General features: G+C 42.1%; 17 protein-coding genes and 1 tRNA gene. 6 read left to right on the top strand and 12 right to left on the bottom strand.

Features of this window, described 5'->3' with window-relative positions:
- Window positions 1–102: 102 nt before the first annotated feature.
- The 3 genes from KX723_RS09750 to KX723_RS05325 are packed head-to-tail and all read right to left on the bottom strand — an operon-like array spanning window position 103 to window position 831.
- Window positions 103–228, bottom strand: a complete 126-nt coding sequence (locus tag KX723_RS09750) for a hypothetical protein (protein ID WP_281421119.1) — start codon at window positions 226–228, stop codon at window positions 103–105.
- A gap of 37 nt (window positions 229–265) precedes the next feature.
- Window positions 266–436 (bottom strand): hypothetical protein, encoded by a 171-nt coding sequence (locus KX723_RS05330; protein ID WP_218813323.1) that lies wholly within the window; start codon window positions 434–436, stop codon window positions 266–268.
- Window positions 433–831 (bottom strand): ankyrin repeat domain-containing protein, encoded by a 399-nt coding sequence (locus KX723_RS05325; protein ID WP_218813392.1) that lies wholly within the window; start codon window positions 829–831, stop codon window positions 433–435. The genes KX723_RS05330 and KX723_RS05325 overlap by 4 nt, the downstream gene beginning before the upstream one ends.
- Between KX723_RS05325 and KX723_RS05320 the strand changes: the two genes are divergently transcribed.
- On the top strand, window positions 804–974 hold the full coding sequence (locus KX723_RS05320; protein ID WP_218813323.1) for a hypothetical protein: 171 nt from the start codon (window positions 804–806) through the stop codon (window positions 972–974). The genes KX723_RS05325 and KX723_RS05320 overlap by 28 nt on opposite strands.
- A 180-nt stretch (window positions 975–1,154) precedes the next feature.
- Here KX723_RS05320 and KX723_RS05315 read toward each other — a convergent pair whose 3' ends face one another.
- The 9 genes from KX723_RS05315 to lolB all read right to left on the bottom strand — a co-directional run bounded on the left by KX723_RS05315 (window position 1,155) and on the right by lolB (window position 8,716).
- A complete protein-coding gene (locus KX723_RS05315) occupies window positions 1,155–2,735 on the bottom strand; it encodes an ABC-F family ATP-binding cassette domain-containing protein (RefSeq protein WP_218813391.1) in 1,581 nt (526 codons plus the stop codon).
- An 18-nt stretch (window positions 2,736–2,753) separates the two neighbouring features.
- Window positions 2,754–3,836: a redox-regulated ATPase YchF gene (gene ychF / locus KX723_RS05310; protein ID WP_218813390.1), complete on the bottom strand. Its 1,083-nt coding sequence runs from the start codon at window positions 3,834–3,836 to the stop codon at window positions 2,754–2,756.
- Between the two features lie 11 nt (window positions 3,837–3,847).
- Complete coding sequence (pth, locus tag KX723_RS05305) at window positions 3,848–4,441, bottom strand: aminoacyl-tRNA hydrolase (RefSeq protein ID WP_218813389.1); 594 nt, start codon at window positions 4,439–4,441, stop codon at window positions 3,848–3,850.
- 21 nt (window positions 4,442–4,462) lie between these two features.
- A complete protein-coding gene (locus tag KX723_RS05300) occupies window positions 4,463–5,143 on the bottom strand; it encodes a 50S ribosomal protein L25/general stress protein Ctc (RefSeq protein WP_218813388.1) in 681 nt (226 codons plus the stop codon).
- 113 nt (window positions 5,144–5,256) lie between these two features.
- Window positions 5,257–6,057: an oxidative stress defense protein gene (locus tag KX723_RS05295; RefSeq protein WP_218813387.1), complete on the bottom strand. Its 801-nt coding sequence runs from the start codon at window positions 6,055–6,057 to the stop codon at window positions 5,257–5,259.
- A gap of 31 nt (window positions 6,058–6,088) precedes the next feature.
- A complete protein-coding gene (locus KX723_RS05290; RefSeq protein ID WP_246562590.1) occupies window positions 6,089–7,039 on the bottom strand; it encodes a ribose-phosphate pyrophosphokinase in 951 nt (316 codons plus the stop codon).
- Window positions 7,040–7,094: 55 nt separating this feature from the next.
- Window positions 7,095–7,169: transfer RNA gene (locus KX723_RS05285), tRNA-Gln, on the bottom strand.
- Between the two features lie 54 nt (window positions 7,170–7,223).
- Window positions 7,224–8,102: a 4-(cytidine 5'-diphospho)-2-C-methyl-D-erythritol kinase gene (gene ispE / locus KX723_RS05280; protein ID WP_218813385.1), complete on the bottom strand. Its 879-nt coding sequence runs from the start codon at window positions 8,100–8,102 to the stop codon at window positions 7,224–7,226.
- Window positions 8,103–8,110: 8 nt separating this feature from the next.
- The gene (gene lolB, locus KX723_RS05275; protein ID WP_218813384.1) at window positions 8,111–8,716 is read right to left on the bottom strand and encodes a lipoprotein insertase outer membrane protein LolB; all 606 of its coding nucleotides are present in this window, start codon (window positions 8,714–8,716) and stop codon (window positions 8,111–8,113) included.
- A gap of 76 nt (window positions 8,717–8,792) precedes the next feature.
- Here lolB and KX723_RS05270 point away from each other — a divergent pair, with 76 nt between their 5' ends.
- The 5 genes from KX723_RS05270 (at window position 8,793) to KX723_RS05250 (ending at window position 14,381) form a co-directional block, all read left to right on the top strand.
- Window positions 8,793–9,539, top strand: coding sequence for a 16S rRNA (uracil(1498)-N(3))-methyltransferase (locus KX723_RS05270; RefSeq protein WP_218813383.1), 747 nt, complete (start codon window positions 8,793–8,795; stop codon window positions 9,537–9,539).
- Between the two features lie 36 nt (window positions 9,540–9,575).
- The gene (rnr, locus tag KX723_RS05265) at window positions 9,576–11,822 is read left to right on the top strand and encodes a ribonuclease R (protein ID WP_218813382.1); all 2,247 of its coding nucleotides are present in this window, start codon (window positions 9,576–9,578) and stop codon (window positions 11,820–11,822) included.
- 3 nt (window positions 11,823–11,825) lie between these two features.
- Window positions 11,826–12,569, top strand: coding sequence for a 23S rRNA (guanosine(2251)-2'-O)-methyltransferase RlmB (rlmB, locus tag KX723_RS05260; protein ID WP_218813381.1), 744 nt, complete (start codon window positions 11,826–11,828; stop codon window positions 12,567–12,569).
- Between the two features lie 187 nt (window positions 12,570–12,756).
- A complete protein-coding gene (locus tag KX723_RS05255; RefSeq protein ID WP_218813380.1) occupies window positions 12,757–13,488 on the top strand; it encodes a hypothetical protein in 732 nt (243 codons plus the stop codon).
- Window positions 13,489–13,523: 35 nt separating this feature from the next.
- A complete protein-coding gene (locus KX723_RS05250) occupies window positions 13,524–14,381 on the top strand; it encodes a hypothetical protein (RefSeq protein ID WP_218813379.1) in 858 nt (285 codons plus the stop codon).
- The last annotated feature ends 87 nt before the right edge of the window (window positions 14,382–14,468 follow it).

Below are 14,468 nucleotides of genomic sequence, written 5' to 3'. Positions count from 1 at the left end.
ATTCTAGTGCTATGTGTATGATTTAATTCCTTTGTAGTAATCTAACAAAGTTATATAAAAAATAGAAGTAGTAGATTTGTTATTGCGAACCCAGCACCGCATTTAGCTCAGTCTTAAACACTGAGTATCCGGTTCATCTATTGGGGGTTCCTCATTTTTAGAGGTTGAAACATACCACAAAAGGAACGAGCCAAGTGAGTCGCTATGCTCCCGAAGAATTTCGGCCATCGTGCCCCCGAAATTCGTTCGCATGACGCGACTGAAATTAGGCCGCGATACGTCCTGCGTCCGGCACGCACTCACTCCTTCGGAGTTCATGCCCGTGCCTCCCACAAATGACTTTACGGCGTGATGCGTTTCCTGCTTCGCCCGTCAACGCACGCCTATCGCGGGCTCTTCGACTTCGCATTGCTTTCACAATGCTTTCCTGTCTCATCGACCGTGTGATTCGAAGTGGTTAACAATAGAGGAGTACTCTTCTGTAATTTCACATGCCAAATCAAGAGCTGTCATGCCATTTTCGTCTTTAGCATGAATATCGAACTCGCTGTTTGTAAGGGTCTTTATCCGAGGAAAGTCGCCTCTTTCTACTGCATGGTGAAGCAGGGTTGCGTTGCCATTCGGATTTGTCTCAGGATAAGGTTGTTCATCCATATTACTGGCGCTGCTAAGCAATGCCTGCAGCATCACGCCAAAAGCGGTGATGAGAACAGGATGTTCTAAAATAAATTGGATGGCTGTAAAGATAAGATTTGAAGCGATGCCAACCGCTTTTGTATTTGATTTTAATGGCTGATCCTTCGATGAGACAGGAAAGCATTGTGAAAGCAATGCGAAGTCGAAGAGCCCGCGATAGGCGTGCGTTGACGGGCGAAGCAGGAAACGCATCACGCCGTAAAGTCATTTGTGGGAGGCACGGGCATGAACTCCGAAGGAGTGAGTGCGTGCCGGACGCAGGACGTATCGCGGCCTAATTTCAGTCGCGTCATGCGAACGAATTTCGGGGACACCATGGCCGAAATTCTTCGGGAGCATAGCGACTCACTTGTGAGATAGGGCTAATAGATTTTGACATGCTAACCTCCGTGGCATTTTATTTTTAGAACGTTACTTCCTTTTTATTTTAGCAAATATATTGTTTTAATACTTTTATTTTAGTTGAAGGTAATATTATCTAAGCGCTTCACATCTTGTAATTTCTTATGATGAGAAATAAATAATACTCGATTAGCTATTTTATTAATAAAATGTCTATCATGGCTAACAAACAGTAAGGTGCCAGAATAATTTTTTAAGGCATTCGCCAGGGAATCATTGGCTTCGATATCAAGATGGTTGGTCGGTTCGTCCAATACTAGTACATTAGGCGATTCCAGTATCAGTTTAGCCAGCAGTAAGCGTGCGGCTTCACCACCACTTAATGTTAAAATATCCTTCTGTACCTCATCTTTAGTAAATAATACCTGCGCTAATACTTTGCGCGCTGTTTGTTCAGATGTCGCATTGACTTGGTTGGATAGCCACTCTAAGACGCTAGCCTTTTTATTCAATAAGTCATGATGATCTTGGGAGAAATAACTGATTTGTGTTTCATAGCCCCATTCAAAATCCCCGTGGTGCGGCGGTATTTTGCCCAGCAATAGTTTAATTAAGGTTGACTTACCAATCCCATTTTCTCCGACAATAGCAACTTTTTCACCACGCTTAATTTCAAAGCTTAAGCCTTTAAATAATTTTTTATCTTTAAATTCTTTGCTTAAATTTCTAACCTTTAAAACCTGCTTTCCAGATGGACGTAGTGGGGTAAAGTTAAAATGCGGCGTGACGCGTGAGGATTTTTTTATATCGGGAATCTCTATTTTTTCAATCATTTTTAAGCGTGATTGTGCTTGCTTAGCACGCGAGCTAGAGGCACGAAATTTATCCACAAAGCGTTGCATTTCAGCGACTTTAAGTTCTGCATGTTGTTTTTCATGCAGTTTTTGTTCTTCGATTAATTTTTTTTCAGCCAGGAATTTCTCATAATTGCCGCTGTATTGGCGTATTTCACCGTAATCCACATCCAGTATGTTGTCGGCTAAGCGATCAATAAAAGCGACATCGTGTGAGATAAATAAGAGTAAGCCTTGAAATTCATTTTTCAGATATTGTTCTAGCCATTGAATCGATATGACGTCCAGGTGATTAGTGGGCTCATCTAATAACAGGATATCAGGCTCCTGAAATAAGGCTTGTGCTAATAACACACGCAGTTTAAATCCACCCGATAAGGTGCTGAGTGGTTTTTTATGATATTCAGACTGAATGCCAAGGCCGGTTAATAGCTTTTCGGCTAAGCCTTCCGCGGTATAACCATTAAGATGCGCAATGGTTTCTTCGAGTTTACTAAATCGATTAACGTTTTTTTCATCCCACTGATTAGCCGTCAGTAGTTTTTCTTTTTCTTGCATTGCCTCCCAGAGCGCTGGTTTTCCTTGTAAAACAATATCCGTAATGATGGTATTTTCATAGCGAAACTGATCTTGTTTTAACCATCCCACGGAAGCGGCTTTGGGAATAGAAACACTACCGACAATGGGTTCTTCGGTGCCCATGAGTAGTTTTAAAAAGGTCGATTTACCCGCGCCGTTCGCGCCGACTAAGGCATAACGTTTTTGATTAGAGAGGATAAGCGAGACATCATAAAATAATAGCTTTTCACCATAAGCCATGCTCAGTTGATTAATAGTTATCATGGGATGTCGCTCTGTAAATTAAACGTTGAATAAGAAATGAATGACATCACCATCTTGGACAAGATAGGTTTTACCTTCTAAACGCCATTTGCCTGCTTCTTTAGCGCCTTGTTCACCTTTATAGTGAATGAAATCAGCATATCCAACAATTTCAGCACGAATAAAACCTTTTTCAAAATCGGTATGTATGCAGCCGGCTGCTTGTGGTGCCGTTGCACCTTTTGCGATAGTCCAGGCGCGCACTTCTTTGACTCCCGCGGTAAAATAAGTTTGCAGACCTAAGAGATCGTAACCGGCACGAATCAGTCTATCGAGTCCGGTTTCTTTTAAACCCAGTTCAGTCAAAAATTCTTTTTTTTCTTCTTCGCTTAAATCGATACAGTCTTCTTCTAATTTGGCACACAGCGGCACAACGCCGGACTGTTCTTTTTGTGCAAAGTCTTGTAATTGCTCTAACAGCGGATTGTTGTTAAAACCATTTTCATCCACATTCGCAATGTAAAGTGTCGCTTTTGCGGTTAGGAATTGATAAGGGCGTAACAGCAATTTTTCTTCTGGGCTTAATGACATAAGACGAAGTAGCTGTCCTTCATTAAGCGCTGGAATAATGCGTTCGAGTAAGCTTTTGGTTTGGCTAGCTAATTTATCGCTGTATTTTTTTAAACGTAAAACCGCTTTTTCAGCAGTCTCTAAATCTGCTAAGGCAAGCTCGGTATTGATAGTTTGAATATCGGCAATAGGATCCACTTTTCCGGCGACATGGATGATGTCGGTGTGTTCAAAGCAACGTACCACGTGTGCAATTGCTTCTACTTCACGAATATGCGAAAGAAATTTATTACCGAGTCCTTCGCCTTTTGCTGCGCCGGCAACTAAACCCGCAATGTCTACAAACTCCATACTCGTAGGTATAACTTTTTGTGGTTTAACGATGCTGGATAACTCGGCTAAACGTGCATCAGGAACAGGCACAATGCCGACATTGGGTTCGATGGTGCAGAATGGATAGTTAGCGGCAGCAATACCCGCTTTAGTGAGTGCATTAAAGAGCGTCGATTTTCCTACATTAGGAAGACCGACGATACCGCATTTAAATCCCATAAAATTTTCCGCTATTTTTCTTCTTGAATGGTATGTAAAGCTTGTATAGCTCGTTGCTGTTCGCCACTCACAAAAGTGGGTAACAGGGTTAATAGTTGTTCAATGACGGCATTTATTTTTTGCTGGTCAGCGACAGAGGGCGAGTTTAACACGTAATCATGTACGCGATCACGATGTCCTGGGTGGCCAATACCTAAGCGTAGACGCCAAAAATCCTTGCTGCCTAATTGGGCTACTATGTCTTTTAAACCATTATGTCCACCTTCGCCGCCGTCTTGTTTGAATCGGGCACAACCCGGCGGTAAATCCAGGTCATCGTGTACCACTAAAATGGCTTCAGGTGGAATATGATAAAACTGGGCTAAGGCCCTGACGGAACGGCCTGAATGGTTCATATAGGTCGTAGGAATCAATAAACAGCACTTCAAATCATTGAATGCCATTTTAGCAACTAAGCCTTGGAATTTAGTTTCTGCTTTTAAGGATGAATCGCTTTGCTTCAGTAAGGCTTCGACTAGCCAAGCCCCAGCATTATGCCGGCTTTTTGCATACTCCTTTCCAGGATTCGCTAAGCCAGCAATGAGCTGAATAGGGTGGTTAGCCATCGCAGTGAAGCGAAAGGATAACTATTTTTTATCCTTGCCGTCCTGATTTTCTTCAGGTGCATCTTCTTTAACGTTGATTGCAGGTACTTCAGCGGATTCAGGCGCAGCGGTAGGTTCTTCTTCTACAGCGCGTTGAAGCTGAATATTAACCACAGGTCGGTCATCATCATGGGTTAATGCCATTAACTCTACGCCTTCCGGTAAGGAAAGTTGTGATAAATGAATCGCTTCATCAAGGCCTAACTTTGAAACGTCAACATTGATAAACTCAGGCAATGCATCCGGTAAACAGCGGACTTCGACGTTGTTCAGTAATCGAGCCATCACACCACCGGCGTCTTTGACACCCGGTGCCGTTGCTTCACCCTCAAAATGTAGGGGAACTGACATAGTGATTTTCTCTTTCGCGGTGACCCGTAATAAATCCAAATGCACGATACGTGGTTTAAAGGGATGACGTTGTAAATCTTTTAAGACCGCTTTTTGTTTTTGGCCATCGAGGTCGATAGTCAGAATATGCGAATAAAAGGCCTCATTTTCCAGTGAACGCAGCAATTGATTGTGGTCAAAGGACAGCGACATAGGGGGTTCTCCGGCACCATAAAGGATAGCGGGAACGCGGTTCTCAAGGCGGCGTAGACGGCGGCTCGCACCCGTCCCAAAAGCCTCTCGAGTTTTTGCAGAGAGTTTAAATGTAGTCATGGTTAATTCCTCAAAAAATGACAAACCCATCCCGCGACCAGGATAGGTGGAGGGGTATTTTACGGGGGTTTCGATAAAAATACCAGCGATAACCGCTTGTAAAAGAAGCCTGTCTAGTTGTCGTGATTCAGACAAGCAGAGCGCCACGATGTAAGATGGTGCATTGCGCTGCTTTTTAAGTGGTTGCTATTGTTCTGTAATTCAAATATGACATCAACCTGATCTTCAAAATGGATGGTTTCTTGTTCATACGTTTTAGCGGTATTACTGGCTGAAGTGGCGGCTACGCTTTTATATAGGTTGGTCGGCATGCTGGGGTAGCCTCCTATATGATAGCGGATGCTATAAACAGGGCCCCGTTTAACGTTGAATCCCGCTGCCAGTGAATCTGCTTGAGCAATGGCATTCGCAATGGCTTTTTTACGGGCTTGCTCACGGTAACTGCTTGGATTCGATACCCCTAATTTTATGTCACGAATCTCATTTAAACCGAGTGTCAATGCGCTATCTAATAGCATATTGAGTTTATCTATCTGGCGCACTGTGACTTGAATTTGACGTGTGGCACGGTAGCCTTTTAGCAGCGTTTCACCCGTTTTAGGGTAATCATATTCTGCTTGCGTGCTTAAATTGGCGGCATTAATATCTTTTTTCTCAATGCCATTTTGGCGTAGAAAATCAAAATATTGCGTGACGCGGGTATCCACTTGTTTTTTAGCCTCTGCCGCATCTTTCGCTAATACACTAACCTCGATGTTTATGGTGGCCATATCGGGTACGGCATCGACGCTGGCAGTACCGGAGGTGATGATATGTGCGACAGTGGGCATTTTGGCCATTGCCTTAGGCGGTAATAGCGCTAAAGGCATGCCTAATCCGAGTAGGGTGGCTAAAGTTAATGTTTTTAACTTCATATGGCCTCCTAATGAAGTCCCTGGATAGTTTCTAATCAACAAACATCGAGCTGACCGATTCTTCACTATTAATACGACAGATGGTTTTTGCCAACATGCCACTTAAACTCAACTGACGAATTTTTTTACACTGACTGGCTTGCGCATGCAGAGGAATCGTATCGGTTACCACGAGTTCATTAATACAAGACGCTTCCAGGTTTTTGATGGCATCCCCGGATAGAACCGGATGGGTACAATACGCCACGATGTTTTTAGCGCCATTTTCTTTGAGTGATTGTGCCGCTAAACACAAGGTTCCGCCGGTATCGACGATGTCATCGACTAAGAGACAATTTCTATCTTTTACATCCCCTATCACATGCATCACTTCCGTTTTGTTAGGGCCTATGCGGCGTTTATCAATGATCGCGATATCCGCATCATCCAATCGTTTTGCAATCGCTCTGGCACGAATAACACCACCCACATCGGGGGAAACGACAATCAGCGGATCATTTTTTTTGTAGAGTGCGGTGTTTTGAATATCTTTTAAAATTTCAGGGGTAGCATAGACATTATCAACCGGGATATCAAAAAAACCTTGAATTTGATCCGCATGTAAATCGACGGTTAATACACGACTGATACCCACTGCGGTCATCATATCTGCCACCACGCGCGCGGTGATCGGTACACGAGAGGAGCGAATCCGCCGATCTTGGCGGCCATAGCCAAAGTAGGGGACAACGGCTGTAATGCGTTTTGCAGAAGCACGCCGTAAGGCATCGGCGATAATCACTAATTCCATCAAGTTGTTATTGACGGGCGGGCAGGTAGGCTGCATGACAAAGACATCTTGGCCACGCACATTTTCTAAAATTTCTACAATGATTTCGCCATCACTAAAATGTCCAACCGTTGCTTTGCCTAATTCCATGTCGAGTTGCTTAACTACTTTTTCAGAAAGTGGCCGGTTGGCATTGCCCGTAAAGATCATCATTTCAGACACAGGGGAATCCTCGTAATTTAAGTTAACAGAAGGGATAAATAGAATTTGGCTGGGGTGCTAGGATTCGAACCTAGGAATGCTGAGATCAAAACCCAGTGCCTTACCACTTGGCGACACCCCAATTTTTTAGTGTACAAACTGTGCCATGCGCTTGATTTCATGGAATTCAAGTCCATTACTGCGTTTGTAAAGCGTCTAGTTTTTTATGCAAAGGCGATGTTGTTAATCCTTTGCTAATAAAACTTCGATAACGCGATTTTATTTTTTCTTGCAACCGCTCTGCCTGTGTTTTTGTGTCTAATGCCGCAAAAATACAGGAGCCTGTTCCAGATAAACGCGCAGGCGCGAAATGATTTAAAAAATCTAACGCTTCTGCTATTACCGGATAGTCTTGCCTGACAATGCTCTCAAAGTCGTTACCTGTTTTTAAGTGTTCGCTTAAAAACGTTTGTATTCTGATGGCTGTCGTGTTGTATGTCAATCGGGGATCTGAAAAAAGTTTTGCCGTGGAAACAGCTTGTGGTGGAATCAATACCAGATACCAGGTTTCTGCTAGGCTAATGGCTTGTAGCTTCTCACCAATCCCTTCGGCCCAGCTGGTGCGGCCTTTAATAAAAAGCGGAACATCAGCGCCCAATGTGAGCCCTAATTTGAGTAATTCATCTAGCGAAAGATTCAATTGCCAAAGATAATTTAAAGCCAGCAAAGTGGTGGCTGCATTTGAACTTCCGCCACCTAAACCACCGCCTATAGGGATACGTTTTTCTATATGTATATCTATGCCAGTATCGATTTTGTTTTTGGCTTGTTGTAGTAGCCTGACGGCTTTAATGGCCAAATTGTCTTCTTCTGGAATAATTGCGGCTGAATCCGGATCAAGCGTGGAAAAACAAGTACAGGTAATTTGCTGATCGGAACGTGGCGTAAAGGTTAGCTCATCACCATAGTCCAGCAATTGGAAAATGGTTTGCAAGTCGTGATAACCATCCTTGCGACGCCCAACAATATGCAAAAAAAGATTGAGCTTTGCGGGTGATGGCCAGTAGCTTTTCATTGAAGTGATTAATTAATGTCCCAATGCGTGATTAAAATGCGTACTTTCCACTGTGGATGCGTCAGTATAATTTGATCGGGAATATCTAGTTTTCCTACATTGGTATAATGTAAGTATTCAATGCGCCAACCGGATTGGCGTAATTTGAGTAGGCGATTATAGGCATCCAAGAAAATGGTATAACGTAATTGTGGGGCGGGTAGGCCGCGTAACCAATAATACAATTGTGAAACAGGCAGATGTAAACCCGATTGTTGTGCTAATAGGCTTTCGGCATTGTCTGCGCTAACGACTTGATTATGCGCAAATAAAGTGACTTGTTGTGGATTTCCGGAAAGCAGAATACTTTGCACACCAAAAGGGCCAAATAATCGTAGTTGATAATTGCGTTGAATTTGTTGCCAGCTAAATGAAGCGTTGGCGCCCGAGCCTGCTTTTGCATGAATAGCAATATTGCCATTGGCTTGCCAGTTTTGTAAGGTAGTGAGTTGGGCTTTACGTTGTGCCCAGGGCAGATAATGATTAACTGACTTATTCGTCTGGAACGGCTGTTGCGAAAAACTTGCGCAGCCACTGAGAAAAAACGTTAAGATAAGCGCTATAATCTTTATCATAAAAAATTGCAAAATTGGATTGCCGCGCACTACGCGCTCGCAATGACGAACTTTAAAATTAAGGCTTAAGCATTCTATGCGTCTTGCGCGTATCTATCAACAGCAACCCTTAACCAGCGGTAAGCTAATCCATTTATCGAAAGAAGCGGCGCATCATTTGGTGCGTGTACTGCGTTTAGACGTAGGCGCTGAATTTATTTTATTTAATGGTGAAGGAGGCGAGTTTAAAGCCAGCATTACTTCGGTACAGAAAAACAGTGTTTCTGTGCAAATAGGTGCATTTAATCCCATTAATAGTGAATCTTCACTACAGGTCATTTTGGCACAGACTATCGTTAAACCTGAAAAAATGGATTATGTGTTGCAAAAGTCAGTAGAATTGGGCGTAACACATATTATCCCTTTGATAACAGAACGTTGTTTGTTGCCGAAATTATCACCAGAGCGCTGGGAAAAGCGCTTATCCCATTGGCAAGCCATCATGATTAATGCCTGTGAGCAGTCTGGGAGAACCAAAATACCCACAGTTGCCCGAGCGGTTACCTTTAAAACAGCCCTGGAGCAGATAAAAGCCGACATTCGTATCATTTTGGCACCTAATGCAACACAAACACTTCCTCAATTGGCTAAATCATGTCATTGTGCGGCGGTGTTAGTGGGTCCTGAAGGAGGATGGTCTAGCAGTGAAATGAATAGTGCTCTCGCCGCGGGTTATCTTCCACTTCAATTAGGTCCACGCATTTTACGAACCGAAACCGCTGGCTTAGTTGCTTTAACATTGCTTCAAGCCACTTATGGCGACATCTCGCTAAATTTAGTCTAGGATAAAAATACATTGATAGAGAGAATTGTGAGATTTATGGGTAAAAAATCGAAACCCCTACTCGTGGATCCGTTTGCGAAGCGCGAAGCAGAAAAGTACAGTAATCCCATTCCAAGCCGAGAATATATCTTAGATTATCTCAAAAAATGTGGTCATCTGGTTAAGCGTGAGGAATTATTTCAAGCCTTAGGTTTAAAACAGGACGATCCTGAACAGGAAGAAGCCTTACGTCGTCGTTTACGGGCGATGGAGCGTGATGGACAAATTGTTTTAACTCGCCGTGATGGTTACGGTTTGCCCGATAAAATGAATTTGCTACGCGGGCGCATCATTGGTCATAAAGATGGCTTTGGTTTTCTTGTTCCGGATGATGGTAGCGATGATTTATACCTGAGCGCACGGCAAATGCAGTGTGTTTTTCATGGCGATCGCGCTTTAGCGCGAGTGGTGGGTACGGATAAGCGAAATCGTCGCGAAGGCGTTATTGCGGAAGTTTTAGAACGAAATACACCCTCACTCGTAGGTCGCTTTTTTTCTGAAAAAGGCGTTGATTTTGTTGTCCCTTCTAATACCCGTATTGCACAAGATATTTTGCTGAGCCCAGAAGAACAAATAAAAGCGAAAGAAGGCCAAATTGTTGTTGTAGAAATTGTCAGTTATCCCAGCTTTCGTAAGCAAGCGATAGGCTGCATTACGGAAATATTGGGTGATCATATGGCACCCGGTCTGGAGATCGAGGTAGCGATTCGTAATTATAATATTCCGCATACCTGGCCCGATGCCGTACAAGCTGAAATGACACAGTTTGAAGAAGGTTTTTTACCCACTGACGAGAAAGATCGCCGAGATTTGCAATCACTGCCCTTTGTTACGATTGATGGTGCCGATGCCCGAGATTTTGATGATGCGGTGTATTGTGAACGGCAAAAAAAACAATGGCGTTTAGTCGTTGCGATTGCCGACGTGAGCCATTATGTTAATCCAAGCAGTGAATTAGATAAAGAAGCGCAGGCGCGCGGTAATTCGGTTTACTTTCCGAATACCGTGGTGCCTATGTTGCCAGAAGTTCTTTCAAATGAACTTTGTTCTTTAAAGCCCAAGGTCAATCGTTTATGTATGGTTTGCGATATGTTGATTTCACCGAAGGGTGAGCTCAAACGCTTTGAATTTTATCCGGCCGTTATTCATTCACGTGCACGACTGATTTATAACGACGTAGCGGCGTGGTTAGACAATAAAAAATGTCCACCGGCTTATAAAGCGGTATTTCCACATTTACAGGATTTGCATGCTTTATATCAGTTGTTAAGAGAAAGTCGTGAAAAACGTGGTGCTATTGATTTCGAAACCACTGAAACACGCGTTATTTTTGGTCCGAATCGTAAAATAAAACAGATTGTTCCTACCGAACGTACGGTGGCACATCGTATCATTGAAGAATGTATGTTGCTGGCCAACGTTTCAGCCGCACATTTTTTAATAAAAGCGAAAGTGCCTACCTTATTTCGAATCCATGCAGTGCCCGCTGCAGAAAAATTAGCAGATTTAAAATCATTTTTAGCAGAACTAGGGTTGCGTTTACCCGGCGGAAAGGTTCCAAAGCCTGGGGATTATTCAGTCTTTTTAAAATCGATTGCAGATAGGCCGGATGCCCATCTGATCCAAACCGTACTGTTACGTTCTTTAAGCCAAGCGGTGTATAGCCCCGATAATATCGGCCATTTTGGTCTTGCCTTTGATGCTTATGCGCATTTTACTTCGCCGATCCGTCGTTATCCGGATTTAGTTGTTCACCGCGCAATTCGACACGTGCTAGCCAAACGCAAACCGAAAAAATTTATGTATGATTTAGTCAGCATTAGCCGTTTAGGTGAACATTGTTCAACCACAGAACGGCGTGCGGATGAAGCGACAAGAGAAGTGTTAGATTGGCTCAAATGTGAATTTATGCGCGATCGAGTAGGCGAAACGTTTGAGGGTTTGATTACCAATGTGACGGGTTTTGGCTTATTTGTAGAGCTTAAAAATATCTATGTAGAAGGTCTAGTGCATGTGACCGCTTTGCATAATGATTATTATCAATTTGATGCAAAAAAACACCGTTTATTTGGTGAACGTAGTGGCATTACCTATCGTTTAAGCGATAGTGTGCGGGTTAAAGTAGGGCGTGTGGACCTCGATCAGCGCAAGATTGATTTTGAGTTAGCGGATGAAGAACAAACAAAAAGTGTTAATACTTTCAAAAAAAAGAAAAAAAAGAAAAAATATTTCGATAAAAAATAAACTATGCTGAAAAAAGAATTTATTTTTGGCGTTCATGCCGTAGAAGCGATTTTGCAAAAGTCGCCAGAAAGGGTATTACAACTTTATCGCCAAGAAGGTCGAGAAGATAAACGTTTAGAATCCATTGTTAGCTTAGCCGAAAGACAACATATCCCTTTACAAATCGTACCCCGAGCGACTTTAGATAAATGGACAGCTGGCGAACGTCATCAGGGTATATTAGTCGAAGTAAAATTGCTTCCGGCGAAAGACGAAAAAGATTTATTTCAATTCATTGATAGCTTAGAGAAAGCGCCTTTTTTATTATTATTAGATGAAATTCAAGATCCACATAATTTAGGTGCGTGCCTACGTTCGGCTAATGCAGCGGGTGTGGATGCAGTTGTTATTACACAGGATCGATCCGTGGGTTTGACGCCCACGGTACGAAAAATTGCGGTGGGTGCGGCTGAAACAACCCCCGTATTCACCGTGATTAATCTAGCCACTACCTTACGTAAATTAAAAAGCCAAGGCATATGGATTTATGGTTTAGATGGCACTGCCAAGCAATCCCTTTATGAGATGGATTTAAAAGGTCCTATAGGTCTAGTGTTGGGTGCAGAAGACAAAGGATTAAGACGCCTTAGCAAAGAACTTTGTGATGGTTTATTGGCGATTCCCATGCAAGGCGCAGTTGAAAGTTTGAATGTTTCTGTCGCTGCAGGTATTTGTTTGTTTGAAGTGCTCAGGCAAAGACGCAAATAATTTTTTACAAATCAAAAAAAACGACACTGTGTTTCTAGTAAGTCAACCTATACTAGCTCTCTTCATTTTTTTCTAATAATCTATTTCAGCTTTTTAAACGTTCTGTCGTAAAAAGAATTGATTTTTTTATTAATTAATTAATTTGATACAATGGCTAGGGATGGTTAATCCTTACGGAAGGTAATTTATGATTATAAAAAAAGAAAGTTATATATTTTCTAAGTATCATGCCGATCGGTTGAAGCATACATTACTGAATCGCTCTTTTGCATTTAATTTTGAATCATTTAAAGGTTATCTCATATCAGAAACAACGGGGATAAAAGAAGCAGGAAAAGTAACGAAAATAACCTTTTGTAAGGGTTTGTTACCTAGCTACTGTAAGTTAGAACTCGTAGAGGAAGCTTTAGCGAGCTTAGAAATGGTTCCTAATAATGTTCAATTATTAAAAACATTTGCAGATTATGTAGAGAATGGCTATTCCGAACGTATAGGATACTCTTTCATCAGCGGTGTAAAATGGGGGTTGATCGCGACCTGTATTGTTGCTGACGTACCGCTTATTTTATCGGTTGCTGCTTGTGCGCTTATCCTATCTAGTCTTTTTCATGACAATTATTTAGAAAAAAAGCTTGGTAGATTGGTAGCGTATCTTAGCGAAGGTGCTCACCTAGAGCCGGCAAATCTAGCAAAACTGGAAGAGAACCTTATCGCGCTTATCGGTAATGGCAAAGCAGCAGAACATATTGGCGAAGCGGCTTATAAGGAAATCCAGCGGGCGACTACACATCCTAGCGCACCGCCGCCACCTTATTCCTTTTTTCCTCTTTACCCTAAGTTAGAAACGGAGTATCAAGATTCAGTAAATAACACCTATGATAACGTCAGGGAGTATTCTAGCGCTCTCTATAGCAACTGATATTAAGAGTTAATTTAAATTAAAAAAGGGAATTTATGTCTGCCAATGCTAAGGAATATATATTTACTGAGTGTTATAGAGAACAACTAATATCTGCTCTATGGGGTGAATCACTGGCATTTCATATTAGTTTATCTGATAAGTTCTTGCCTTTAGAAACAGAGGCAGGGGAACGAGTAAAAAGAAAGATAACGATAACGGTTTCTGAATCGCGATTACCCAGACATTGTAATCCAGAATTAGTTGAACATGCCTTAGCGAGTTTAGAAAAAAATCCCGAGAACCTTAATCTTTTAAAAACATTAGGGGACTATACAAAAAATAATCGCTTTGGGCGGATAGGGTATTGGTCGGGATTGGGACTAATAGCAATATTCTTCTTTGTTTCCCCTTACGCTTTTAGTTTTGCGGTTTTTGCTGTTTGTTTTCCTCTTCTCTTTGTTCTTAATCCTATCACTGCTTATTTATCTACTTTTCTTGTTATTTTTAGCATTCCTATTAGTATTTCTCTTTTATTGAATAAGAGCTTAGACCATTTAGGGCTAAAAGTTGGAAGGTGGATTGAAGAGCTTGCAAGGGGTATTAAGCAACCGGTTAATCTACAAGCACTTGATGAAAAGCTTAATGAGTTTATTAATGAACAATCTAAAACATCGCCGTGTGATAAAAGGCTAGGACACGTACTTGAACTAAGCGACACGCCTATGACGAATAATATTACCCAAGCTAAAAAACGTTTAGAATCTCCTGTGTCAGGGACAGCCACAGAGCAAACAGCGACTTTTGCTAAGATTTATCCTTCATTGTTATTTAGCAACGATGCTGACTTAACAGTTCGGGATGCGCCAGGTAACATAGATGCTAGTTTCCAAGCAATGCCAAAAAATAGGTAAAGATGTGTAATAAAAAATTATTTTTTTCTTACACGCTGGTTTTGCTACACGTAAAAATAATCCGTTCTTACAAAAGGTGACTTATAC

The sequence above is a fragment of the Rickettsiella endosymbiont of Dermanyssus gallinae genome (assembly GCF_019285595.1).
Taxonomy (GTDB): domain Bacteria; phylum Pseudomonadota; class Gammaproteobacteria; order Diplorickettsiales; family Diplorickettsiaceae; genus Rickettsiella_B.
The sequence above is the reverse complement of the archived record's forward strand: the minus strand, read 5'-3'. Positions and strand labels throughout refer to the sequence as shown.

Excerpts from the sequence above, each read along its gene's own strand:
- KX723_RS09750 (WP_281421119.1), bottom strand. The coding sequence starts at position 228 with ATGGCCGAAATTCTTCGGGAGCATAGCGACTCACTTGGCTCGTTCCTT.
- KX723_RS05330 (WP_218813323.1), bottom strand. The coding sequence starts at position 436 with ATGAGACAGGAAAGCATTGTGAAAGCAATGCGAAGTCGAAGAGCCCGC.
- KX723_RS05320 (WP_218813323.1), top strand. The coding sequence starts at position 804 with ATGAGACAGGAAAGCATTGTGAAAGCAATGCGAAGTCGAAGAGCCCGC.
- KX723_RS05315 (WP_218813391.1), bottom strand. The coding sequence starts at position 2,735 with ATGATAACTATTAATCAACTGAGCATGGCTTATGGTGAAAAGCTATTA.
- ychF (WP_218813390.1), bottom strand. The coding sequence starts at position 3,836 with ATGGGATTTAAATGCGGTATCGTCGGTCTTCCTAATGTAGGAAAATCG.
- pth (WP_218813389.1), bottom strand. The coding sequence starts at position 4,441 with ATGGCTAACCACCCTATTCAGCTCATTGCTGGCTTAGCGAATCCTGGA.
- KX723_RS05300 (WP_218813388.1), bottom strand. The coding sequence starts at position 5,143 with ATGACTACATTTAAACTCTCTGCAAAAACTCGAGAGGCTTTTGGGACG.
- KX723_RS05295 (WP_218813387.1), bottom strand. The coding sequence starts at position 6,057 with ATGAAGTTAAAAACATTAACTTTAGCCACCCTACTCGGATTAGGCATG.
- KX723_RS05290 (WP_246562590.1), bottom strand. The coding sequence starts at position 7,039 with ATGATGATCTTTACGGGCAATGCCAACCGGCCACTTTCTGAAAAAGTA.
- ispE (WP_218813385.1), bottom strand. The coding sequence starts at position 8,102 with ATGAAAAGCTACTGGCCATCACCCGCAAAGCTCAATCTTTTTTTGCAT.
- lolB (WP_218813384.1), bottom strand. The coding sequence starts at position 8,716 with ATGATAAAGATTATAGCGCTTATCTTAACGTTTTTTCTCAGTGGCTGC.
- KX723_RS05270 (WP_218813383.1), top strand. The coding sequence starts at position 8,793 with ATGCGTCTTGCGCGTATCTATCAACAGCAACCCTTAACCAGCGGTAAG.
- rnr (WP_218813382.1), top strand. The coding sequence starts at position 9,576 with ATGGGTAAAAAATCGAAACCCCTACTCGTGGATCCGTTTGCGAAGCGC.
- rlmB (WP_218813381.1), top strand. The coding sequence starts at position 11,826 with ATGCTGAAAAAAGAATTTATTTTTGGCGTTCATGCCGTAGAAGCGATT.
- KX723_RS05255 (WP_218813380.1), top strand. The coding sequence starts at position 12,757 with ATGATTATAAAAAAAGAAAGTTATATATTTTCTAAGTATCATGCCGAT.
- KX723_RS05250 (WP_218813379.1), top strand. The coding sequence starts at position 13,524 with ATGTCTGCCAATGCTAAGGAATATATATTTACTGAGTGTTATAGAGAA.